The organism is Proteus sp. Marseille-Q3619, from assembly GCF_965283115.1.
Map to the genome: position 1 here is coordinate 1401274 of NZ_CBDIMP010000001.1, position 24016 is coordinate 1425289.

Here is a 24016-nt window from a genome sequence, read left to right on the forward strand (position 1 = left end):
TTAATGACAACACCGCAATACTGCATTCATTAATAATTCCTAAATTATATATTTGAGAGCTGAGTTTATATATATGCCTTTTACTCTTGGTCAACGTTGGATTAGCGATACTGAAAGCGAGCTTGGACTGGGTACTGTTGTGGCAATTGATGCCCGCATGGTTACCTTACTTTTTCCTGCCTGTGGCGAAAACCGCCTTTACTCCCGTCATGATGCACCAATAACGCGGGTGATGTTCAATGCAGGGGATACTGTCACCAGTCACGAAGGCTGGAAACTCGCCATCGATAACGTTGTAGAAGATAACGGCCTACTTATCTATCAGGGTGTACGTTTAGACACTGAAGAGCCTGCACAATTACGTGAAGTGTTCTTAGATAACAAACTCACTTTTAATAAACCTCAAGATCGCCTTTTTGCAGGTCAAATCGACCGTATGGATCGCTTTGCATTACGCTACCGCGCTCGTAAGTTTATGAGCGAGCAGTTTAAGCAAGCACAAAGTGGTTTACGTGGTATCCGCGCAAGCCTTATTCCTCATCAGCTTTATATCGCCAATGAAGTGGGTAAACGTCATAACCCCCGCGTATTATTAGCTGATGAAGTGGGTTTAGGTAAAACAATTGAAGCTGGTATGATTATCCATCAACAATTAATGGATGGTCGTGCTGAGCGCGTGTTGATTATTGTGCCTGAAAGCTTACAACATCAGTGGTTAGTTGAAATGTTACGCCGTTTCAACCTCCGTTTCTCACTGTTTGATGATAGCCGTTATAGCGAATCTTTATTAGATAGCGATAATCCATTTGAAACAGAACAGATGATCATCTGCTCTTTAGATTTTGTGCGTAAAAACAAACAACGTTTTGAACACTTGGTTGAAGCAACATGGGATATGTTAGTTGTCGATGAAGCTCATCACCTTGTTTGGAGTGAAGATGCTCCAAGCCGTGAATATCAAGTAATTGAAGAATTAGCTGAATCTATTCCTTCGGTATTGCTATTAACCGCAACCCCTGAGCAATTAGGTCAAGAAAGCCACTTTGCCCGTTTACGTCTGCTTGATCCAAGCCGTTTCCATGACTACAACGAATTTATTAATGAGCAACAAAAATATCGCCCTGTTGCTGATGCTGTCACTATTTTGCTATCAGAAGATGATTTAAATACCGAACAACAAAATATCATCAGTGAAATGATCAGCGAGCAAGATGTTGAGCCATTACTGAAAGCGGCAAATACCCAAGGTGAAGAACGTACTAAATCTCGCCAAGAACTTATCCATATGCTAATGGACAGACACGGAACAGGTCGTTTGCTATTCCGTAACACTCGTTCTGGCGTTAAAGGTTTCCCGAATCGCTTACTTCACGCGATAAAAATGCCACTGCCAACACAATATCAAACCGCAATTAAAGTGGCTGAAATTATGGCGGCGAAAAAGAGCCTCGAAGTTCGTGCAAAAGAGATGCTCTACCCTGAACGTATTTACCAAGAATTCGAAGGTGAAAACGCAACATGGTGGAACTTTGACCCTCGTGTTGAATGGTTACTGGGTTTCTTAACTGCAAATCGTAATGAAAAAGTACTGGTAATTTGTGCTCAAGCAGCAACCGCACTGCAATTAGAACAAGTTTTACGTGAGCGTGAAGGTATTCGCGCGGCAGTCTTCCACGAAGGTATGTCATTACTTGAACGCGACCGTGCAGCTGCTTATTTCGCGTCTGAAGAAGAAGGCGCACAAGTTCTACTATGTTCAGAAATCGGCTCTGAAGGACGTAACTTCCAGTTTGCTAATCAACTAGTTATGTTTGATCTGCCATTTAACCCTGATTTACTAGAACAACGTATTGGTCGTCTCGATCGAATTGGTCAAAATCGCGACATTGATATTAGCATTCCTTATCTTGAAGGTACGGCTCAATCCGTATTATTGCGTTGGTATCACGAAGGCTTAGATGCCTTTGAGCATACTTGTCCAACAGGTCGTACTATTTATGACAGCAAATATGATGCTCTCGTCAATTACCTTGCGCAACCTAATGAATTAGCGGACTTTGACGAGTTTATCGCTGCTTGTCGTAAACAGCATGATGAAATGAAGCTCAAACTTGAGCAAGGCCGCGACCGCCTATTAGAAATGCATTCTAACGGTGGTGAAGTTGGCGTTGAATTAGCGGGTGAGATTGCAGCGCAAGATAACGATCCTGAGTTAGTGAACTTTGCACTGAACTTGTTTGATATCGTCGGTATTAATCAAGAAGATCGCAGTGATAGCTTAATTATTTTAACGCCATCCGATCATATGTTAGTGCCTGATTTCCCAGGATTACCGCAAGATGGTTGCACCATCACATTTGATAGAGAGCAAGCATTATCTCGTGAAGATACCCAATTTATTAGTTGGGAACACCCAATTATCCGTAATGGCTTAGATTTAATTTTATCTGGCGATACAGGAAGTTGTGCCGTTTCTTTATTAAAAAATAAAGCATTGCCAGTGGGAACGCTGTTAGTAGAACTGATTTATGTGGTCGAAGCGCAAGCACCTAAACATCTTCACTTAAGTCGTTTCTTACCTGCAACACCAGTTCGCTTATTACTTGATCTGAAAGGTAATAATCTTGCATCTCAAGTTGAGTTTGAAAGCTTTAACCGCCAATTAAATGCAGTTAATCGTCATACTTCGAGCAAACTGGTCAATGCGGTACAAAGTGAAGTCCACCATGTACTTAAAGCCTCTGAACCGTTAATGGAAGTTGAAGCGAAAGGACTTATCCAAAAAGCGAAAGAAGAAGCGGATCGCGTGCTGACTCATGAATTGTCGCGCTTAGAAGCTTTACGTGCGGTAAACCCAAATATTCGTGATGATGAAGTCGAAGCAATTGAAAATGAACGTGCTCATATTCTTAACCATTTAGATGAAGCAACGTGGCGTTTAGATTCAATTCGCCTCATTGTTGTTACCCACCAATAATCACCGTTAAAGCGGGGAGTATTTTACTCCCCGTTGTTTTGATGAGATATCCACCATGATGGAAGTGTATAACCCGCCGACAGATCCTTGGTTACATGTTTTATATCAAGATGAGCATATTATTGCCGTCAATAAACCCAGCGGATTACTGTCAGTACCGGGCAAAGCGCCAGAACATAACGACAGTATTATGTCGCGCATTAAAGCTGAATTTCCTAATGCTGAATGTGTGCATCGCCTTGATATGGCAACCAGTGGCGTTATTGTTGTTGCTCTAAATAAAGAAGCAGAGCGTGAACTAAAGCGTCAATTTCGTGAACGTGAACCCAAAAAAACCTATATCGCACGCGTTTGGGGACATATCGAAAAAGAAGAGGGATTGGTTGATTTACCTTTGATTTGTGATTGGCCTAATCGGCCAAAACAAAAAGTCTGTCATGAAACAGGGAAAGCGGCGCAAACTTTTTATGAAGTGTTGGAATATGAAGAGAATGCGACAAGAGTGAAACTCTCACCAATTACTGGGCGTTCACATCAATTGCGGGTACATATGCTAGCGTTGGGGCATCCAATTCTTGGGGATCGCTTTTATGCACACCCACAGGCAAGAGCGATGGCGCCTCGCCTGCAGTTACATGCTCAGGAATTATTTATTACGCATCCTGCTTTTCGATCCCCGATACATTTTGAATGCCTTGCCGATTTTTAGTGTCTTATGACACTAAAACAGTCACTGAACTCAATGAAGCAAGGAGCAGGCAAAGCGCTAATCCCATAACCCCAACAAGAACACGGACGTTTGACATGGATATAGTTCCTTTTTTAAGAGAAGAGAGAATGAAATAATTAAATTTCACTTATATTTTACCGTGATAAATAATAAACTCAACTCAGTCTAAGTTATCTCTATCACGGAATAATTCTCTCTTTTCTCATCTTCTTTTACAAGATGTTAACGAAATCCTTTTTCTTTTTTAATCAAATCATAAGCAACTTGTATAGACTGTGCTTTTTGTTTTGCAATTTCCATCATTTCTGGCGGTAAACCTTTCGCTACAAGTTTATCCGGATGATGTTCTCCCATCAATTTTCTATAAGCTCTTTTTATGGTTTTAACATCATCATTCTCATCGACGCCAAGTACCTTACACGCATCAGAGAGCGTTGGGCCTTGAGGTTGGGGCTGATAACCCTGCCCATTTTGATAATGAAAATTCTGACCAGCCTGCATCATTGCTAATATATGTTCAAAATGCGCACGAGAAAAACCTAGCTCATCGATAATGATAAACAACATTTTTCTTTCATTTGGATGCAGTTGACCATCTGCAAAAGCAGCTTGTAATTGGATTTCCAGAAACATCTGAAGTAAGTCACGGCGCCCAACACAAATTTGCCGAACACGTTGCAATGTGGCTCTTAATGGAAAATCGGATGATTTACCTTCTCTAAAAGCTTGTTGCGCGGCTTGGCGACCAACACCATGCAGATTCATGCGATCCATTAATTCGCTGGCAAGAGAGATATCGGTTTGAGTCACTCGCCCTTTTGATTTTGTCAGATGGCCTAAAACTTGAAAGGTTGCAGCAAAGAAAAAAGCTTGTCTATCACGCGTATAGCGCCCACCACTTCCTAATTTACTTCGTTGCATGTCATAGAGGTGCCCAAGAAAAACACCAATAACAATGCCCCAAAAGCCTATTCCTGCAAAACTACCAATGGTAAGGCCTAATAATTTTCCCCAATAGCGCATAGACTCCTCAAATCTTCAATGCTCTGACTGCAATTTTGCATTATCATACTATTCATTTGCTTGCACACCTAACACCAAGCAACCTCTAAATAGACTTTTTCTTAAAATGAAGAGGTTTACTGTTTCTCTTTGGACTGAGGTAATGCTGTTTTCGTTTAAATTGTGTTAAAGTAAAATGAGTGACCAAACGAATAACTTTAGCGTTGTTATACAGCACGAAATACCGCATCAGCGCGGTGTTTTTTTGTTTCTAATAAGGCTATAACCCTATTTCAACACAGAAACATCGAAAAAATGAGGCATACGCCTATTTTTCGGTTACCGTTAGAACAATGTTCAGAACGTTGGGCTGGTGCCGCATAACTCCCTGCGTTAGTTTCTCGCTGTTTATCAGCACGAAGCCACTGATGACGGAAGCACATAAATACTTATGAAAAAAAGTTATCCCACACTGCTGGCCACCCTAGTTTGGGCCACAATATACGGTCAGCCTGCTTATGCTGATCTTGCCTCCCAATGTTTACTGGGAGTTCCTGTTTATAACAAACCATTAGTACAAGGCGATCCTAACAGCTTGCCCGTCACCATCACTGCAAATGATATGCAAGGTGAATATCCTCGCATGGTCAAATATAAAGGTGATGTTGATATTAAACAGGGAAACCAAACCTTAAGTGCCGACAGTGTTGAACTGACACAGACTGAGGGAGAAACACCATTAAGAATGGTCACAGCAACAGGAAATGTGTCTTATGATGATCCTCAAATCATCTTAAAAGGCCCGCGAGCTTGGTCTAATCTTAATAATAAAGATACGGATATTGAGCAAGGTGATTACCAAATGGTTGGCCGTCAAGGCCGTGGTTACGCAGACAAAATGCAAATGCGTGGCGAAAACCGCTATACCATTATGGATAAAGGCATGTTCACCTCTTGTTTACCAGGAGATGATAGCTGGAGCGTTGTTGGCTCAGAGGTTATTTTAGACCGTGAAGAGCAAGTCGCTGAAATTTGGAATGCGCGTTTTCGTGTAGCCAATGTGCCTATCTTTTATAGCCCTTATCTTCAATTACCAATTGGTGATAAACGCCGTTCTGGTTTCTTAATTCCTAACGGAAGCTATTCCAGTAGCTCTGGATTTGATTTCCAACTTCCTTACTATTGGAATATAGCTCCTAATTATGATGCGACCATTACGACTAACTATATCAGCCGTCGTGGTTTAAAATTAGATAATGAATTCCGTTATTTAACGACTCCAGGTCGCGGTACGATTGCCGTTGATTGGATTAATCACGATAGCCAATACAATAAAGACAAAGAAGAAAATAAAGCTGGCTATCTTCCTCGTGATTCTGCAACACGCTGGTTATTCTACTGGGGACATAGTGGCGTCATGAACAATGTGTGGCGATTTAATATCGATTACACAAAAGTAAGTGATAACAAGTACTTCACTGATTTCACCTCTCAATATGGTAACACCACAGATGGTTATGCAACTCAGAAATTTAGTACGGGTTATGCGCAACAGAACTGGAATGCCACATTAACAACCAAACAGTTCCAAGTCTTCTCTGATAATAAAGATGCAAGGGCTTATCGTGCAGAGCCACAACTTGATCTCAATTATTATAAGAATGATATCGGGCCGTTTGATTTCCGTACTTACGCTCAATTTGTTCGCTTTACCAGTGTGGGAGATAACACCCCTGAAGCAAATCGTTTCCATATTGAGCCAACGATCTCACTGCCTGCATCAACAGGTTGGGCAAGCTTTAATAATGAACTGAAAGTGATGGCAACTCATTACGATCAGGACATTCCTGAGGCTTATAAGAAAAGATATCCTAACCAATTAGATGACAGTGTTAATCGTGTATTGCCACAGTTTAAATCTGATATGAAAGTGGTTTTCGAGCGCCAATATCAAACCAATGATATTACCCAAACCCTCGAACCTCGTGTGCAATATCTTTATGTTCCTTATAAAGATCAGTCTAATATCAATAACTTTGACTCCGCATTATTACAATCAAACTATGGCGGACTTTTCCGCGATAGAATGTATGGTGGTTTAGACCGCATTGCTTCTGCAAACCAATTAACCACGGGTGTAACTTCGCGTTTTTATGATAGCGAATTAGTTGAACGTTTTAACGTTTCTGTAGGTCAAATCTACTTCTTTGAGCGTCCAAGAACAGGTCCTTCTTCTATTGGTAATGAGATTATTAATAGCAAAGATGAAACAGGTTCAATGGTATGGGCGGGTGATGCCTACTGGCGGATCACAGATACTGTAGGTATGCGTGGTGGTTTACAATATGACCGTCGCTTAGGTAGCGTCTCAATGGGCGATGCGATTATGGAATATCGCGCAGATAGCGATCATCTTCTACAGTTAAGCTATCGTTATGTTGATCGTGACTATATCCAAGCAACGCGTGTTCGCCCTTATGATGGTGGTATTAATAAACTTCCTGAATACCAAAAAGGTATTTCACAAATCGGTGTCGTAGGAAGTTGGCCATTAGCAGAGCGTTGGGGACTTGTGGGTGCTTATTACTTTGATACCAAAGAATCAGAGCCTGTTAGCCAAATGGTTGGTCTACAATACAACACCTGTTGCTGGGCTGTGAATGTGGGTTATGAACGGAAAATTGTTGGCTGGAAAGTTGACCACAGCGATATTGATAATAAATGGTCTGTCAATGTGGAACTCAGAGGCCTAAGTAACAATCATAGTTTGGGTAGCCAGAAAATGCTTGAACGCGGTATCTTACCTTATCAAAGAGCATTCTGATTTAATCAGACTACGGAATTGGCTGAATAAATATGTCACCCCGCAATAAGATGCGGAAAATACATAATGGGAAACTTATGAAAAATTGGAAAACGCTGTTTATCGGCTTAATGATCACGGTCGGTGCAGCCACCAGCTCAACAACATTTGCTGCTCAAGAATTAAACCGTGTATCGGCGATTGTCAATAACGGTGTCGTTCTAGAAAGTGACGTCAATAGAATGCTACAGACAGTCAAAATGAACGCAAAAAATGCGGGACAAGAGATGCCTGATGAGCAAGTTCTTCGCCAACAAATTCTAGAGCGTTTGGTGATGGATAACATCATTTTGCAAATGGCACAGCAAATGCAAATTGATATTCCTGATGCCGCAGTAGAATCTACAATTCAGGGTATTGCTGCTGAAAATAAACTCTCTCTTGAGCAACTGAAAAAGCGTCTTGCTGCCGATGGGATTTCTTATAACGAATATCGACAAGATATCCGTAAAGAGATGATGCTAGCTGAAGTTCGCAATAATGAAGTGCGTCGCCGTATTACTATTTTGCCTCAAGAAGTTGATTCTCTTGCTAAGCAAATTGAAGGTCAAGCAAGCCAAAGTATTGATCTAAACCTGAGCCATATCTTAATTCCATTATCAGAAAATCCTGCGCCGGCAGAAATGGAAAAAGCAAAGCAAGTCATTACTCGCATTATGAATCAGCTTAAAAATGGTGCAGATTTCGGCAAATTGGCTGCAACTTATTCTGCTGATCCACAAGCTTTAAATGGCGGTAATATGGGTTGGGCATCTATTGATGAATTACCAACCCTATTTGCAAAAGAATTAGCAAATGCACAAAAAGGCCAAATCGTAGGGCCTCTTCACTCTGGTGTTGGCTTACACATTATCAAAGTAAACGATATTCGTGGTGGTTCTAATACCCTTTCTGTTACGGAAGTGAAAAGCCGCCATATTCTGCTAAAAAGCTCGCCAATCATGAATGATGAGCAAGCCTATGCCAAGTTACAGCAGATCTCTGCCGATATTCGCAGTGGTAAAATAACCTTTGCCGATGCAGCAAAAGAATACTCTGAAGATCCAGGTTCAGCATTACGCGGCGGTGAGTTAGGATGGTCAATGCCTGATGTTTACGATCCGGCATTCCGTGATGCGTTAATGCGCTTAAATAAAAACGAATTAAGCCAACCTGTTCGCTCAAACTTTGGCTGGCATTTAATTGAATTAGAAGACACACGTAGTGTTGATAAAACAGATGCCGCGAATAAAGAACAAGCATACCGTTTACTCTTCAACCGTAAATTTAATGAAGAAGTACAAAACTGGATGCAAGAGCTACGAGTAGGGGCTTATGTGAAAATAATGAACGAGAATAATGCAAACTAAGCAAATAAAACCACTTGTTATCACCCCCGGCGAACCAGCCGGGGTTGGTCCTGACCTTATTATCTCATTAGCACAAATGAGTTGGGATTTACCTTGGGTTGTTTGTGCTGATCCTCAGTTACTTAAAACAAGAGCAGAATTGTTAAACCTGCCTCTTTCATTAGTTGAATACGATCCTGCTACGCCACCTCAAATACACACACCAAGCCAAATTTGTGTACTCCCAATTGCACTTCACACTAATGTCATTCCGAGTACATTAGATGCACGCAATGGTTTATACGTTGTAGAAACATTAGCTCGTGCTTGTGATGGTTGCCTAAATGGTGAATTTTCGGCACTCGTGACTGGACCAGTTCATAAAGGCATTATCAATGATGCAGGTGTGCATTTTACAGGACACACCGAATTTTTTGCTGATCGTAGCCACTGTGAACGTGTCGTTATGATGCTGGCGACAGATACATTAAGAGTCGCATTAGCAACCACACATTTACCATTACGAGATGTGGCGGATGCAATTACAGGTGAGCTTCTGCATGAAATTATCACTATTTTAAACCACGATTTAAAAACCAAATTTGGTATAGCAGAACCTCAAATTTATGTTTGTGGCCTTAATCCTCATGCAGGAGAAAGCGGTCATATGGGGCGTGAAGAAATTGATATTATTGAGCCTGCATTAACACAATTACGTCAGCAAGGCATTCATCTTCATGGTCCTTATCCTGCTGATACCTTATTCCAACCTAAATATTTAACACATGCTGATGCGGTACTTGCGATGTATCACGATCAGGGATTACCTGTGCTAAAATACGAAGGTTTCGGTCGTGCCGTGAATATAACTCTCGGCCTTCCTTTTATCCGTACTTCTGTTGATCATGGCACCGCCCTTGAGCTTGCAGGTACGAAAAGCGCAGATGCTGGCAGTTTTTGCACCGCATTAAATTTAGCCATTAATATGATACAAAATTGTAATGAATAATAGAGTCCATCAGGGGCACTTTGCCCGCAAACGCTTCGGGCAGAACTTTTTAACAGACAGCTATATTATTGAAAGTATTGTTGAATCCATTTATCCTCAACCTGGTGAAGCCATTGTTGAAATTGGTCCTGGTTTAGGTGCAATTACAGAGCCAGTAGGCGCAAGAATGGATAAAATGACGGTCGTAGAAATTGACCGTGATTTAGCCGCTCGTTTAGAAGTTCATCCTACATTAAAAGACAAGCTGACCATTATTCAGCAAGATGCTATGACGATTGATTTTGCGCAATTAGCAAAAGAGCGTCAGCAGCCTCTGCGTGTTTTCGGTAACTTGCCTTATAACATTTCTACACCACTCATGTTCCACTTATTCAGTTTTGCTGACGCAATTTCTGATATGACATTTATGTTGCAAAAAGAAGTGGTCAATCGCCTTGTTGCTGGTCACGGCAGCAAAACTTATGGTCGCCTAAGTGTGATGGCGCAATATTATTGCCAAATCATCCCTGTACTTGAAGTTCCACCAACTTCATTTAAACCGGCACCTAAAGTTGATTCAGCAGTTGTTCGCTTGATCCCTTACAAAGAAAAGCCATACCCAGTAACGGATATTACAATGCTTAGCCGTATTACCACTCAAGCATTCAATCAACGCCGTAAAACACTACGTAATAGCTTAGGTGGATTACTCACAGCAGAAGATATGATAGCTCTTGATATCGATCCAACTGCAAGAGCAGAAAATATTTCTGTTGAGCAATACTGCAAAGTGGCAAACTGGTTATCGCAAAAGCAAGACTCACAAGCATAAGATAAAGCCAGAGACAGGAGGCACTATGTTTACCTCATCAAAAGTGGCGATACAGGTACAAAGCGTTTACATTGAAAGCCAATCTTCCCCTGAAGATGAGCGATATGTTTTTGCTTATACCATATCAATTCATAATTTGAATAAATGTGCAATTCGCCTCCTGCGCCGCTATTGGTTGATCACCAATGCACAAGGTAATACCACTGAAGTTCGAGGTGAAGGTGTTGTTGGCGAACAGCCGCTTATTGAACCTGGCACACAATATCGCTATACCAGTGGTGCCGTTCTTGAAACACCAATGGGAACAATGGAAGGTCATTATGAAATGATTGACACTGATGGTCGATTATTTCAAATAGAGATCCCTGTTTTCCGCCTTGCACTTCCAACATTGATAAACTAACTATGGCAACTTATTTAATTGGTGATATTCATGGCTGTTACCATGAACTGCGCCACCTTCTTGATAAAGTCAGTTTCAATCCAGCACAAGACACATTGTGGTTAACGGGTGATCTTGTTGCACGAGGCCCTGATTCTCTTGAAGTACTGTGCTTTGTAAAAAGCTTAGGGACTTCACTTAAACTCGTCTTGGGCAATCATGATCTTCATCTTTTAGGTGTATTTGCAAAAATTAGCCGCAACAAACCAAGAGATAAGTTGAATGATTTACTTAATGCGCCAGATGCAGACGAATTAATTAATTGGTTAAGACGCCAACCTGTATTGCAAGTTGATGAAGACAAAAAAATCATCATGGCTCACGCAGGGATCACGCCACAATGGGATTTAGAAACAGCCAAAATGTGCGCTCGTGAAGTCGAAGCTATTTTAAGTAGTGATAGCTACCCTTTATTTATTAACTCAATGTATGGTGATTTACCAAACAACTGGTCACCAGAACTTTCGGGTCTAGCGCGATTACGCTTTAGTACTAATGCACTCACTCGTATGCGTTACTGCTTTCCTAATGGTCAGCTTGATATGATTTGCAAAGATAAACCACAAGACGCGCCTGCACCATTAAAGCCTTGGTTCGATTTGCCAAGCCAATTACCTGAAGGTTATAGCATTATATTTGGGCATTGGGCCTCTCTTGAAGGGAAAGGCACTCCTGATAATATTTATGCGTTAGATACGGGATGTTGCTGGGGTGGGGATCTCACTTGTTTACGTTGGGAAGACAAACAATATTTCACTCAATCTAGCCTATCTGCACCCAAATAAATCACTTATTATCCCCTTCCTTCTTGAAGCGCAAAAATGGCTACATTGCCTTTTGCGCTATGCGGGCTTTATCCTCACATATTACCTAAATTACTCTTTTTTATTCTAAAGAGAACATTTTACATACAAAAACGAACACTTTAAAATCCCCCTAAATTTAACTGTTAATAATCAAGATGTTATTTTTTTTCATAGCAAAATAAGTATAGAAAAACACGATATTAAGAATAAAAAATCTCTATATTGATTAATATCTCATATATTATTCTTATAAAATGAGTTTATTAAAATATAAATAATGATTACATTTAATAAATCTTTATAAATAAAAATTTTAGTTAGAATAATAAATCTTATTTTTTATTATTCTTATATTAATAAAATAGGAATAATAAAAAGGGAGATATTTAATCTCCCTTTTTATTTAATTCTTGTTATTTTCTTCTTTTTAATATTTCGAAGCAGTAGTTATGTGAGTTATTTTCATCTGCTTCATGGTATTCCATAAAGGTAGAATCCCACTCATCAGGCTCATAATCTGGGAATGTTGTATCACCGATGACTTCAGCATCGATATGAGTTAGATAGAGTGTATTTGCCATAGGCAGAAATTGCTCATACACTTTTCCACCACCGATAACCATAATTTCTTCATGATTTTCAGCAGCTTGCAAAGCTTCTTCTACGGATTTAACCCAAACAACATCGCTATCTGTTCCTGGCTGGCTACTTAAAACAATATTAAGACGATTCGGTAAAGGACGTCCAATAGACTCATAAGTCACCCGACCCATAATAACGGGTTTATTTAGCGTATTCTTTTTAAACCATGCTAGGTCGCCCGGTAATGTCCAAGGCATTGCCTTTTCCATACCAATAATGCGATCCATCGCTAATGCTGCGATTAAACTAATATTCATTTACACACCTACGGGTAAAGATGGGAAAAAAACTGTTCACACTATACGTAAAGCTAAAACCTGAGTCGATACAAATTATGCTTCCTTGATAATAAATAATTGCTTTATACTCGAAATGTTAACTTAATCATATAAGATTCAATCATTATAATATTGTTATATACAAGGCGCTATTATGCTTGAAACTTCTTTAGTTGTTTTTACAATTGCTTTACTTGGTATGATCTCACCAGGTCCTGACTTTTTTCTCGTTGTAAAAAATGCTGCACGTTATCAACGATCTGCGGCAATGATGACCGCAATGGGTATTGTAGCTGCATTGCTTGTGCATATGTCATATTGTGTTGCAGGTATTGCTGTGCTTATCACCACAACACCTTGGCTTTTTTCCATCTTAAAATATGCTGGAGCCGCATATTTACTGTGGATTGGTTTTCAGAGCTTACTCTCAAAATCTAATCATTCGATTGATGAAAAAGCAGCACAACATTCACAAATCAGCTTTAAAAAAGCCTTTATGCAAGGTTTTCTCTGTAATTTACTTAACCCTAAAGCCACCTTGTTCTTCCTTGCCGTTTTCACTCAAGTATTAAGTGTTGATTCCAGCATCGGTGAAAAATTATGGTATGCCTTTATTATTTGGGGTTTAGCTTTAGTCTATTGGCCTTTATTGGTTCTATTAATCCAAAGTGCGCCAGTCAGAAAAATGCTCAATAAAATCCAAAAAAGCATTGATAAAGTGCTGGGTGTAGTACTGATTGGTTTGGGGATTAAAGTAGCATTAAGTTAACCTTATCTTCTGAGAAAAGCACCTTTATAGGTGCTTTTCTTTTCACTTAGCACTCTAGCCGTTTAAACACATCTAAAATTTGATCCACTCTAATAAGATATTGTTCTTTATCTATTCCTATATATGAATCATCATTAATTTTATTTAAATGTTGGAAAATATAGCTATTAATATCTTTAATAATATTATTTGTATTTTTCATAATTTTATTAAATTGTTCATGATTTATACAATCTAATTTATATTTATTTATCACATCATTCAAAACTTTTAAATAATATTCTGCCGCACAATAACGATTAAAATATTCTTGTAATTTTTTTACTTCTTTCGTTTCTTCAACGCCTTCAATCTCTTCAACTACAATACCAATAAGATCTTTTATAAATTCATTAAAATCAATATTTTTATTAATCATATTTTTCATGATATTCTTAAACGCTTGCTTTAATTCATCAGAACGTTCAATGACATAACTATTTTCTAAAAATAAATCTAGTTTTTTTACTTTCAGGCTAGATTCAAAATCACTTTTATTCTTATCAAAGTAGTCTTCAATAATATCGAAGAAAATTTTCTTTTTTATTTCATTATTTACTTCTGTAATTAGAGAGTTGAATAGAAATAAATAATTTGATATACATTTTGATTCAATGATTAATTTAAATGGATTAAATTTACGCTTATTATCTTCTAAGAAATATGCTATTTTTGTTACTAATAATAAATCACCTTTTGTTTTAACATACTGACCAACAAACCAATTAAATGAGTTTAATTTATTATTATCATTATAATCAATAATAAAATCATGCAATTCTTTTTTGCTAATAGTTATTTTATCAAGATCCTTTACCTTCTTTTTGCGTATATCATCAGTTAAAAATTTTGATAAATTAAACATCCATTTTGTTTTAATAAATTCTATTTTTTTCTCTACATTAAAAATAGACTTTATTTTCTCTACTATTTTATAGATAAAAGATTTTTTTTCGACTGATAAAAAGAGAGAAAGATTGATATTTTCTATCTTATTAATTCTATTTCTAGCTTTATTTAAATCAACAGAAAATTCATTACATGAATAATTAAAAGAAGTATCATTACTTATTGATTTAACCATAATTGTCACACTCTATTAAATAATAATACTTATACTTAAATTAATAATTTTAAATATAAAAAAAAGCCCTTATTACTAAGGGCTTTACTATTTAAATTAATTAATACAATTTAGAAATTAATTTTCAATGTTGCATTAATTCCACTTGAACTTACATCACTATTATATTGACCTTGGTAAGACAGCCCGAAAGTCGTTGATTTACTTAATTGCGCATCAACACCTAAGCCAACACCAAATAAATTATCCAGTTTGCCACCTCGTAATGTTGCATCACCAGAATTTGATAAGAAGAGACGTGATTCAGGGCGATTGTCACCAAACAAGTGGCTTGCAGAAATATCGCCTTTTAATGCCATATTTATATTACCTGCCATAAATGGATAGCCACCACGTAAACCGATAGTACCCACTTGAATATCTTGTGAGTCTGTCTTAGTGGTAAATTTCATATTACCGACATTCTCATTGATATCATCAGTTGATACACGTAACCAGCTAAATCCTGCATATGGTTCAATAGAATACTGATTGGTATTAAATTGAGTATAAGCCCCTTCTAAGAAAATTTGAGTAATTTTTGCATCATAACTGGTAGAGTTATAACCTGCATTTTGTCCTATCCAAAGTGTTCTTTTTGCATCTCTATCTTGGTTAGTATGTGTGAAACCATAGTTCAATGAAGCCACGTCATACAAATTAGAAACACCGTAAGCACCAATATGAATATCGTTGCTGTCTATTTTACCGTGCTCATTACCTTTATATTTGGTTGAACCCGCACCAAAGAACAGACCCGCCTTAGTATTTTCAGTCACATCAATTTCTGCGCCTAATAAGCCGACATAGAAATCAACATCCATATTGCTGTGACCATAATCAGCATTACCCCATTGACCAATGCCTGTCATCCAAATACGTGCGTTGCTGTTATCCAATTTAGCATAGCGACCTTGACCAATACCCATGGCTTGATCTTTCACTATCCGCGTTAACCCTAAAACATTAACCACACTCGCACTATTGGCATTTAAATACATATCACTACCTAATGATTCATAGGTCTTATTCAGATCTCTTTCATTCATTGGTAATACTACATTAAATAGATCACCACTACCTGTATTATCTAAAGCATTGGCAATAGAACGACCATTTTCATTATTAGCAAAAGTCGCTAAAGACGTATTTTCTTTTTTACTTAATGTGCCTGTAATGGTGTTGTCTTTTACAGCAACATTTTTATCAAATAATGCATAATCATTATTTGAAGCTACATTGTTATTCGCTAACATTTTAGCTTTAACGCGATTATCAACTAAATTGTCTGCATTAACGGTGCCTGTTGCGACAGTATTATTTAGGTAGATATCTTTTAATTGCCCTTCATTATCAGCACCAACGTCTAAATTCGCGCCTTTGTTGAGTGCAATATCACCAACATTAACATCATGTCCAACGGTAACTAAATAAGTCCCTTTATCGTTGATATTAATATTAGCTTTGTGGCTTTCATTTGAGGCCAATTGACCTTTTTGAGTAAAAGTATCGTTATAGCGATCAATAACACTTAATTTGCCGCCATTCACATTGACCGCTTCTGTGCCAAATGATTCTGTAAAGCCATATAAAGTACCTTGTTCGACTGTTGTACCTCCGCGATAAGTATTATCGCCAGTCATCACTAATGTACCTTCACCTTTTTTAACTAAAGTGCCGTCATATAAACCCGCGTCAATTTTAGCCTGAATAGCATCAGCACGTTTTTGGTAATACTCTTTACGCCATTTTTCAGCATCTTCTTTGCTGACAATGTGTGAGGTTGGATCTGGGTTACCATCATTGATAACAAAATCAGTTCCTAAATTGTAGTCACCTCCCGCAGCAATGCCTTTGTCTTTATATTCAGTTAACCAGGCAAGATCTTCTTGTTCACGTAAATCTAAAGCTACTTGTGAGATATCATTTGTCCATACATCAAGTGGCATCATGCTTAGGTCATACTCAAATTTACCTAAGAATTGACCAGGTCCATACATGCCTTTATCTAAATCTGGTGTACCCCAACCATAACGCACATCAGGAGTGCCTTCTGCCGCAGTCCAGCTATCATATAAAGAGCCATCTGGATTACGGTGATTAGCCGTTGTAAACATCACATCACGCACTTGCATTGCATTCATTGAAGCATAACGTGACATTAATACACCCATCGCGCCAGTAACATGAGGCGCTGCCATTGATGTACCACTAAAGGTATTCCAGCCAGCATTGCCCTCTTCATCAACAACTGAAGAATAAATAGCACGACCAGGTGCAACAACCGTCCACCATTTCGCATTACCCGCTTCATTAAAGACTTTAATTAATTGATAGCCTGATTTATCGGCTGTTTGCTCTAGTCCCGCAACTGCAATCCAATGTTTTTCTGCCTCAGGATTAAAATAAGGATAAAGAGGACGATAATAAGGCTGGGCAAAATCTCGGTTACCTGTTGTAAACACTTGTACTACGTTAGTCCCTTTTACGGCGTCATAAGCGGCATCAACAAAGGAAGGCTTATCACCATAGACTTTTTTGAAATAGAAATATTCGTATTCAGTTTGCGCTGTGGTATCAACAGGCATGTGTACAGTGGTATTTCCCCCATCAGGACCTTTAGTTGGAATAGTATTAACAATTCGAGGGTTTGTTCCCCAACTGTTATTAATTACCTGCGCCCCTGCATCTACCATCGCTTTCCAGCCAGTATAGAAATAAGCGTAATCTTGATAAGGGCCGTAGTTATTGCTATCTGTTGCGCCAGTATTTCCTAAATAAACATCAGAACCCCACGCAACCCCATGCATGCCATTACCGTCACGGTTAGCACCGACTGTTCCTGTAACGTGTGTACCATGTGTATCATTCACACCTTTGATCCAACCTCCATCAACATCAAAGGCTTGACCTTTTTCATAATGCCCGCCCATTTCTTGAGGATAACGCATCCCTGTTGAGCCATATTGACCTTTGGCTTTCACCGCATGAAAACGTGAACCACTTAACTCTTCATGTGATAATAATGCACCAGAGTCCATTACACCGATTTTGGCACCTTGCCCATGAAAACCAAGTGCATAAGCACTAGAGGCATTCATAGCAGCCAGCCCCCAGTCTTTTTGATATTCTTGGCTTTCCCAACTTTTGGTATCTCCTAATTGCCCAGCTTCTGAATATGCTACGGAATATCCAGAAAAAAGAAGTGCTGATGCAACAATGGAAAGTTGAAATATATTATTATTTATTTTATTTTTTTTATTCATTTTGTGATGATGACTTAAAGCTATTTCTTTGTTCATTCTGTACCTTCAGTTATATTAAAATTTAATAACATTAATTAAGGATCAAAAATAAAAGACGCAAAGATTCTCTAGTTTCTAGAGAAATAATTACTTGAAGGGCATCTCAAAAATATGATTTCATGCCACAAAAATAGATAGATTGACTACGTAATCACAAATTAATAGATAGATTAAACAAAATCAGATCACTTGTTATTATATTACAAACAACAAAAATTAACCTATCTCAATATTAACCTCATTAATGACAATATTTAAATCAACTTAATAAAGAGAACTTAAATAAATAAACAAAAATATCAAATTGATTAACAATTTTTTTTGAGAATATTTTTCTCTATTTAACTTTAGTCTAAAAAATATAATCCACATTATTTTTGATATAAAAAAAACAGTATCTTTATTTTAAAAATACTGTTTTCCTTTTAATTGGTGTTACTACTTAGTTTTTATTCTAAAGGCGTAACTTCCATTTGTCCTACCATACCTTTATCTGCATTTTCTAATAACTGACTGTAATATAGAAAAGGAAAATGCGAATAAGAAGGTTGTTTTAATTCCACCAGCAATTCACTTTGGCTTTCAATCCAAACAGTATCTTTCCAGCCAAAATCTGCAGGTGCGGGTTTCTGACCATTATGGTTAATCACTTTAAAACGAGCACCTTCAATATGGAATGGTTGCGGCGTCGGTACTGTTACAAGCCAACGCTCCCACCCATTTTGCTTACCGACTAAATCAATTCTTGAAAGCTCCCAACGAGCATTATTTATTCCCGGAGGACTGTTATGCAGTTGAATGGTTCTAGGCTGAATAGAGGTGGTGATTTGTGTGTCATCTACCGCTAATTGTGCAGGTGCTTTGTCTGTTACTAATGACATTAACCCAGTTGGTTTAATGGTTAATATATTGGCATTACGTAGTAAATCTGAAGGTTCAAAAATACCACGAAGTCTATCCATAAAACCCGCACTTTGCCCTGCGGTAATTGTGACTTCACCACCTTCAGACATATCAACCAATATTTCACGTCGCTCACCCGGAGCCATTGGAATTGATTTCAGCTCTACGGGAGATGTTAATAGACCTTGATCAGAGGCGATAAGGTAAAGTGAACGACCATCATTTGCGGTTAGTTCATAACGACGAGCATTAGATGCATTGACTAAACGTAAGCGGATCCAACCTCTAGAGACTTCAATATAAGGATCTTCACGTCCATTGACTAGCAATGTATCACCATAGAAACCATCACTAGCGGCTTCTTTGTCATATTGTGGTGTACCAAAATTATCAATCCGCTTATCTTGAATAATGATCGGAAAGTCATTCACTCCATAATGTTTTGGTAAAGGTAGGGATTTGCTCTCTTCATCTTCCACAATCCACATTCCCACCAACCCATTATAAACATGAGGTGCCATTTTAAAGGGAGTATTGGCGTGATACCAACATGTTGCTGCTTTCTGACGAATAGGCAATACTGGCGACCAGTAAGCGCCAGGTGACATTAATCTTGCCGCGCCACCGACTTGTGTACCCGGAACTAATAAGCCGCTTACCGTCATTGATACCGCTTCATTAAGGCGATTACTATAAATAAGTTTTATATCATCGCCACTTTTTACTTTGATTGTCGGTCCCGGAGTTGAGCCATTGATCCCCCAAACTTCCGCTTTTTGCGTACCATTAAACGCCCAATGAACATTTTGCAACGTCAAAAACAGCGGCTGACCACGACGAGATTCCAACAATGGCGGTATAGGTAATTGTTTATCATTGACTGATTCAGCACGAACAGAAGAAGATATAGAGCCCAGACATACCGCTAAGCCTGAAGCCTGAATAAACTGGCGACGACTAAATGACATACTTTCTCCGCAACAAAATACAAATATTCCTATCGCATAATCAAAAATGCTGTGACAGGAAAAAAAAGCTGCTGTGATTTAAAGACAAAAGGACTTAAATGAAATTACAGGAGCATAATAGCGCGGATGTGACATAAATCCTAAAAATAGTTGATAATCAGCACTCTTATATCCCCGCCCGCATTGGGCGAGGGTTTACGGCGTTTTTTGCTAACAAAGAAACTAAATAAGTATTAATTTAATTTACCTGGAAAATCACGCTTATTCATTTCTTCAACTTCTTTATCTAGCTCTTCGATTTTCGCTTTCATAATTTGACGACAATCTTCTGCTAATTCTCGAACTTGATCTTTGCTGTATTTTGAAACATCAATTGGAGGCAACATTTCAACAATAACGTAACCATTATTCCAACGATTTAGCTTAATTTTATCCTGTGTTGTAGAAACACAAACAGGAATAATAGGCACGCCAGCTTGAATGGCTGCATGGAACGCCCCTGTTTTAAACGGTAAAAGGCCGCGACCACGGCTACGAGTTCCTTCAGGAAACATCCAAACAGAAATCTTCTTCGATTTAATTTGATCAGCAACTTGTGAAATAGTGCCATGCGCTTTAGAGCGGTTTGCTCTATCAATCAAAATATTACCCGTTATCCAATACAACTGACCAAAGAAAGGAATAAAAATTAAGCTTTTTTTACCCACTGTTACGGTATTAGGTTGTACCGCATTTGACATCGTCACCATATCAAAATTGTTTTGATGGTTTCCGATATAAATACTTGGGCCATAGCTTTCCGCTTCTTTTGGAAAACGCTCAACGAGTTTAATCCCAAAAACAGTAGATAACTTGCCGAATAAGCGTCCGTAAGTCATTACATGTTTAGGATTTCTTGGTGAAAACATGCAATAAATCATTCCAAACGTCACCACAATAATGGTGTAAAGAATGACAATGATGCCTCGAATAATGGCTAACATAAGTTTTAGCGTCCTAAATAGAAGTGGGTCAACAGACCCACTCAATATCAATTAAGTATTAGATTTAATTTGTTTCAATATCAATATGATCGATAACTTGAGCACCGCGAGGTAAAGAGGTTCCTCGGCGTCCACGTTTTGCTTTAAAGCTAACTAACTCATTCATCGACATTGTCATTTTACGTTTACCAAAATGCAGGGTAACAGAGGCATTTTCAGGTAATACTCGTAACCAAGCGACGTTATCCTCACCACTTGCTGCTTGTGAAGCTGGAATAGAAACCATCTGGTTTCCCTTTCCTTTTACCATAGTGGGTAATTCTGCTGCTTCAAAAATCAGCATTCTACCGCCTTTAGTAATGATCATAATGAGATCAGTGAGCTCATTATTCAAGCGTTGTGGCGGTAATGGTAATGCATTTTCAGGTAAAGTCAGTAGTGATTTTCCTGCTTTATTTTTAGAAGTTAAATCATCAACCTGACAGATAAAACCATAACCAGCATCAGATGCCATTAAGATCTTATCGGTATTTTCGCCCATAACAACATGACGTAATTGCGCACCTTTCTGAACTTTTAATCGTTCAGTTAGCGCATCGCCTTTGCTACGACCAGAAGGTAATGCATCAACATCAACAGTATAGCTTTGACCTGTGGTATCAATTAAGTGTACCGGTTGATTACTCATACCTTCAACGGCATCAAAATAGTCATCACCAGATTTAAAACCAGCTGATTTAGCATCAATGTTATGTCCTTTTTGGCAACGAATAAGCCCTTTTTCAGACATAATGACGGTAACAGCTTCAGGATGTAGATGTTTTAACGGAATAGGTTCATCACCCGCATTACCGCTAAAATAGTTGATCTCTTCTGCTTTAAGCACTTCTTGCTGACCATCAACAGTAAAGATTAATGCTTCATCTTTAGGTGCAAACAGCATTTGTTCAATCACATCGCCTTGCTCTTTTCCTAAAGACACCAAGCGAGTACCACGTCCTTTTTTATTCATTTCATTCAGTTGTTCTGCTGAAATGGCTAAAATACGTGTTTTGTCAGTGATGATAATAAACCAGTGTTGCTCATTTTTCTTTTGAGGATCAACTAAAAGCGGTGCTAATAATTCAGTCTCTTCAGAAACAGTGAGTAGCCCTTTACCTGTCTTATTCTTCGTTTCCATCTCATCGTAAGAGAGAACCGAACCATAACCTTCTTTTGTTGCCAGTAAATATTCTTGTCCAGCACTTCCCGCTAACATGTATTTCACGCTGGCTTCAGGTGGAAAAGTTAACTTACCAGTTAGTGGTTCGCCTTGGCTACGTCCTGAAGGCATATCATTTGGACTTAAGGTATAGCTTCGACCTGTGGAATCAAGGAACAGAACAGGCTGATTACTCATGCCTCGTACTGCACTGTGATAACTATCCCCTGCGCGATAACTCATGCCACTAGGATCAATATCATGCCCTTTTGCATTACGTACCCAGCCCATTTCAGACAGCACAATAGTCACAGGCTCTGATGGCAACATATCCTGTTCATTCACCACTTTCGCCTCTTCTTGAGGGCGAATAGGCGAGCGTCGATCATCACCAAATTCTTTCGCGTCGGCTTCAATCTCTTTTTTAAGTAAAGTATTTAAACGGCGTGGTGAACTTAACAATTTCTCAATGCTATCGCGTTCTTTTTCAAGCTCATCACTTTCGCCTTTTAGTTTCATCTCTTCAAGTTTGGCTAAATGACGCAAACGTAGTTCTAAAATAGCTTCTGCTTGAATGTCTGATAATTCAAAGCGACGCATTAATTCTGCTTTGGGTTCATCTTCATGACGAATAATTTCAATCACTTCATCAATATTGAGATAAGCAATTAATAAACCTTTGAGGATTTCTAAGCGGCGTAAAACTTTCTCTAAACGATGATTTAAGCGGTTTGTCACTGTTTGGCGACGATAAACTAACCATTCGTTTAAAATAGTTAGTAGTCCTTTTACTGCTGGACGGTTATCTAACCCAATCATATTCAAGTTAACGCGATAACTTTTCTCCAAGTCAGTATTCACAAACAAGTAGTACATGACTTGTTCTAAATCAACACGATTACTACGAGGAACAATAACAAGTCTAGTAGGATTTTCATGATCAGATTCATCACGTAAATCTTCAACTAAAGGCAGTTTTTTGGCTCTCATCAATGCTGCGATTTGCTCAAGTACTTTGGCGCCAGAAACTTGATGAGGCAATGCAGTGATCACTGCACATCCCTCTTCTTTTTGCCAAACAGCACGCATTCTGACAGAACCACGCCCTGTTTTATAAATCTTCTTGATATCGTCTTGAGCGGTAATAATTTCAGCTTCAGTCGGATAATCAGGGCCTTGAACATATTGCATTACGTCAGATAATCCTGCATCAGGATTATCTAAAAGCATCACTAAAGCTTGCCCTATTTCACGCGCATTGTGAGGCGGAATATCCGTTGCCATCCCAACAGCAATACCCGTTGTGCCATTAAGCACGATATTAGGTAAGCGTGCAGGCAACATTTTCGGCTCTTGCATCGTGCCGTCAAAGTTAGGGATCCAATCCACCGTACCATGTCCTAACTCACTCAATAATGTTTGTGAATATTTAGAAAGGCGTGATTCGGTATAACGCATGGCGGCGAAAGATTTTGGATCATCCGGCGCACCCCAGTTACCTTGTCCATCAATTAACGGATAACGATAAGAGAACGGCTGAGCCATAAGTACCATTGCTTCATAACATGCACTATCACCATGCGGGTGATATTTACCTAGCACGTCACCAACAGTACGGGCTGATTTTTTAAATTTAGCGTTATTACTTAAGCCAAGCTCTGACATCGCATAAACGATGCGACGTTGTACGGGTTTTAGCCCATCTCCAATAAAAGGTAATGCACGATCCATAATGACGTACATGGAGTAGTTGAGATAGGCATTCTCTGTAAATAAGTGGAGCGGTTGGCGCTCTACACCATCATGAGTCAATTCACTCATTCAATTTTTCCTCAGA

Annotated in this window: 16 protein-coding genes and 1 pseudogene; 9 read left to right on the forward strand and 8 right to left on the reverse strand. The window is 38.7% G+C overall.

Translation table 11 applies throughout. The features are described from left to right. Positions 1-73 precede the first annotated feature (73 nt). Both rapA and rluA read left to right on the forward strand, forming a co-directional pair. Positions 74-2977: an RNA polymerase-associated protein RapA gene (gene rapA / locus ACWPWK_RS06360; protein ID WP_109373083.1), complete on the forward strand. Its 2904-nt coding sequence runs from the start codon at positions 74-76 to the stop codon at positions 2975-2977. Positions 2978-3032: 55 nt separating this feature from the next. After that, positions 3033-3686 carry a bifunctional tRNA pseudouridine(32) synthase/23S rRNA pseudouridine(746) synthase RluA gene (rluA, locus tag ACWPWK_RS06365; protein ID WP_072064290.1) on the forward strand — a complete coding sequence of 218 codons (654 nt, stop codon included), beginning with the start codon at positions 3033-3035 and terminating at the stop codon, positions 3684-3686. Positions 3687-3929: 243 nt separating this feature from the next. On the opposite strand, the gene djlA is transcribed toward rluA, so the two are convergent. Further along, the gene (gene djlA / locus ACWPWK_RS06370; RefSeq protein ID WP_109373082.1) at positions 3930-4730 is read right to left on the reverse strand and encodes a co-chaperone DjlA; all 801 of its coding nucleotides are present in this window, start codon (positions 4728-4730) and stop codon (positions 3930-3932) included. A 430-nt stretch (positions 4731-5160) separates the two neighbouring features. Between djlA and lptD the strand changes: the two genes are divergently transcribed. Genes lptD through apaH form a run of 6 tightly spaced genes read left to right on the forward strand, consistent with a single transcriptional unit; the run spans position 5161 to position 11947 of the window. Beyond that, the gene (lptD, locus tag ACWPWK_RS06375) at positions 5161-7533 is read left to right on the forward strand and encodes an LPS assembly protein LptD (protein ID WP_109373081.1); all 2373 of its coding nucleotides are present in this window, start codon (positions 5161-5163) and stop codon (positions 7531-7533) included. Between the two features lie 50 nt (positions 7534-7583). Continuing rightward, entirely contained in the window at positions 7584-8921 is a 1338-nt protein-coding gene (gene surA, locus ACWPWK_RS06380; protein WP_109373080.1) for a peptidylprolyl isomerase SurA, read from the forward strand. Then, the gene (pdxA, locus tag ACWPWK_RS06385; RefSeq protein ID WP_109373079.1) at positions 8911-9909 is read left to right on the forward strand and encodes a 4-hydroxythreonine-4-phosphate dehydrogenase PdxA; all 999 of its coding nucleotides are present in this window, start codon (positions 8911-8913) and stop codon (positions 9907-9909) included. The genes surA and pdxA overlap by 11 nt, the downstream gene beginning before the upstream one ends. Continuing rightward, complete coding sequence (gene rsmA, locus ACWPWK_RS06390; RefSeq protein ID WP_109373078.1) at positions 9902-10720, forward strand: 16S rRNA (adenine(1518)-N(6)/adenine(1519)-N(6))-dimethyltransferase RsmA; 819 nt, start codon at positions 9902-9904, stop codon at positions 10718-10720. The genes pdxA and rsmA overlap by 8 nt, the downstream gene beginning before the upstream one ends. Positions 10721-10745: 25 nt before the next feature. Further along, complete coding sequence (gene apaG, locus ACWPWK_RS06395) at positions 10746-11123, forward strand: Co2+/Mg2+ efflux protein ApaG (protein ID WP_006535978.1); 378 nt, start codon at positions 10746-10748, stop codon at positions 11121-11123. A 2-nt stretch (positions 11124-11125) separates the two neighbouring features. Beyond that, positions 11126-11947, forward strand: coding sequence for a bis(5'-nucleosyl)-tetraphosphatase (symmetrical) ApaH (gene apaH, locus ACWPWK_RS06400; RefSeq protein ID WP_454208552.1), 822 nt, complete (start codon positions 11126-11128; stop codon positions 11945-11947). A gap of 434 nt (positions 11948-12381) precedes the next feature. On the opposite strand, the gene folA is transcribed toward apaH, so the two are convergent. After that, on the reverse strand, positions 12382-12867 hold the full coding sequence (gene folA, locus ACWPWK_RS06405; protein WP_088494660.1) for a type 3 dihydrofolate reductase: 486 nt from the start codon (positions 12865-12867) through the stop codon (positions 12382-12384). Between the two features lie 175 nt (positions 12868-13042). On the opposite strand from folA, the gene ACWPWK_RS06410 reads away from it, so the two are divergent. Continuing rightward, positions 13043-13657: a LysE family translocator gene (locus ACWPWK_RS06410; RefSeq protein ID WP_109373076.1), complete on the forward strand. Its 615-nt coding sequence runs from the start codon at positions 13043-13045 to the stop codon at positions 13655-13657. Between the two features lie 46 nt (positions 13658-13703). On the opposite strand, the gene ACWPWK_RS06415 is transcribed toward ACWPWK_RS06410, so the two are convergent. From ACWPWK_RS06415 to parC, 6 genes and pseudogenes are all read right to left on the reverse strand, one after another. Beyond that, entirely contained in the window at positions 13704-14780 is a 1077-nt protein-coding gene (locus tag ACWPWK_RS06415) for a hypothetical protein (RefSeq protein WP_109373075.1), read from the reverse strand. 110 nt (positions 14781-14890) lie between these two features. Then, positions 14891-18121, reverse strand: coding sequence for an autotransporter Pta (gene pta, locus ACWPWK_RS06420; protein WP_109373074.1), 3231 nt, complete (start codon positions 18119-18121; stop codon positions 14891-14893). Positions 18122-18573: 452 nt separating this feature from the next. Beyond that, complete coding sequence (ftsP, locus tag ACWPWK_RS06425; RefSeq protein ID WP_109373073.1) at positions 18574-19995, reverse strand: cell division protein FtsP; 1422 nt, start codon at positions 19993-19995, stop codon at positions 18574-18576. Positions 19996-20228: 233 nt separating this feature from the next. Beyond that, on the reverse strand, positions 20229-20978 hold the full coding sequence (locus tag ACWPWK_RS06430) for a 1-acylglycerol-3-phosphate O-acyltransferase (RefSeq protein WP_109373072.1): 750 nt from the start codon (positions 20976-20978) through the stop codon (positions 20229-20231). A 64-nt stretch (positions 20979-21042) separates the two neighbouring features. Continuing rightward, entirely contained in the window at positions 21043-21768 is a 726-nt protein-coding gene (locus ACWPWK_RS06435) for a DNA gyrase C-terminal beta-propeller domain-containing protein (RefSeq protein WP_406588771.1), read from the reverse strand. A gap of 51 nt (positions 21769-21819) precedes the next feature. Further along, a pseudogene (gene parC, locus ACWPWK_RS06440) lies at positions 21820-24000 on the reverse strand (DNA topoisomerase IV subunit A); the annotation flags it as partial. Positions 24001-24016: the final 16 nt, after the last annotated feature.